Genomic DNA, 1,515 nt, shown 5'->3' with positions numbered 1-1,515 from the left:
CTGGTGGAGAGCTCGATGCGATCGAGGAAGTTGGACAATATTTAATTTTTGAAAATGACCATCTCGTCTTTGTGAAAAATATTTATATTTCCACGGTCAGGGTTCTTAGCGCGCTGCGGGACGGATTTGAGACGGATGGTGTCATGCTGGCAGATGTGATTCCGAATCAAGTTGAGATCATGAATGACGAGACATTCAGTCCCTACTTGAAAGATAATGTCTATATGATTGTTTCTGGATGGATTCAGGATCATCGATTTATTAGTGATAGTTATAAGGCTTACCCCGAATGTTATGAAATAAATTATGAAGTAGACAAAACGAAATAAACGATATAACATTAGCGATGACAAAATATAATATGCTAAATAAGGGTGCAAGCATACGATTTGGATGCTTGCTTAATAGGGAAGTTCGGTAAAAGCCGACGCGGTCCCACCACTGTACTTGCCGAGTAACTCTTTCATATGCCACTGACCTGTTTACRAGATTGGGAAGGCGAAGGAGAAGCGATGACGCATAAGCCAGGAGACMTGCCTTTATTTATAGTATGTTACTAATTCTTTGGGGGTGGGAATTAGCAACAATTGATTATGCCACGGCATAATTCTTACTATTACAACATGTTATTGTGCGTGCTTATGGATGTACAGCCACCCTAGTTTTTTAGGGTGGCTTTTTTGCGCTGTTGTCCAAAATTTGGTGGGAAAGAGGAATAACAAAAATGATTTATCGTTATGGTTCAAAGCCGTTTATCGCACTTTTTATGTCTTTTATACTTTTATTTTCTTCGCTAGGGGTTCTGGCAGGACCGAGCAATCAAGCTCATGCTAGCACAACAGGTCCAAGCTCAATCAACGAATGGTTGCCTGCGCCGGGGCAATTCGTCAATGAAGCTGGTTGGGGCGCAACGGGAGATGTTAACTCCAAATGGACGAATACGCCCGGTTCTACGGGCGTGTCCCTTGGTTCATTTGGAGGAAGCATCGTCTACAAGTTCGATGAGCCGATCCAGAACAGCCCCAAAAATCCGTACGGTGTGGACTTCACCGTGTTTGGAAACGCCTTCGCTGGTAACGAAGAACCTGCGGGTGTGGYTGTAGCACAGGATGACGGGACAGGTAATCCGGGACCTTGGTTTTATATTGCGGGATCCGAGCATTACGAAGACAGCACGATTTGGGACTATAGGGTCACCTATACGAATCCTGAGCCGGCATTTACGAGTCCTAATGGTGTTAATGTGCCATGGGTTGATAATCAGGGAGGCAGTGGGAATGTAAATACAAATGCTTATCATAAACATGCGTATTATCCGATACCTGCAAATTACCCCAATGCGCCATCGGATTTTAACAATCAATCGTATACATATTCCGGCGTGAAAATAAGCGTAAGGAAAAATGCTTTCGGTTATCCCGACACACATGCGAACGGAAGCGCTCCCTACGATGCTCCTGCAAATCCCTATTTAACATCACCAGTTAAAGGTGATCCCATTGACATTAGCTGGGC

Annotated in this window: 1 protein-coding gene, 1 pseudogene and 1 riboswitch; the gene and the pseudogene both read left to right on the top strand. The window is 44.0% G+C overall.

The genetic code is table 11. The features are described from left to right. Positions 1-329, top strand: a pseudogene (locus AC1DUA_RS37110) (hypothetical protein); the annotation flags it as partial. A 26-nt stretch (positions 330-355) separates the two neighbouring features. Further along, a riboswitch (cobalamin riboswitch) is annotated at positions 356-555 on the top strand. Positions 556-724: 169 nt separating this feature from the next. Then, the coding region (locus tag AC1DUA_RS37105; RefSeq protein WP_477504486.1) for a hypothetical protein at positions 725-1,515 on the top strand (791 nt) is incomplete at its 3' end.

This window comes from Paenibacillus sp. 01T422 (genome assembly GCF_056398785.1).
This window is presented reverse-complemented; position numbering and strand designations above follow the sequence as displayed.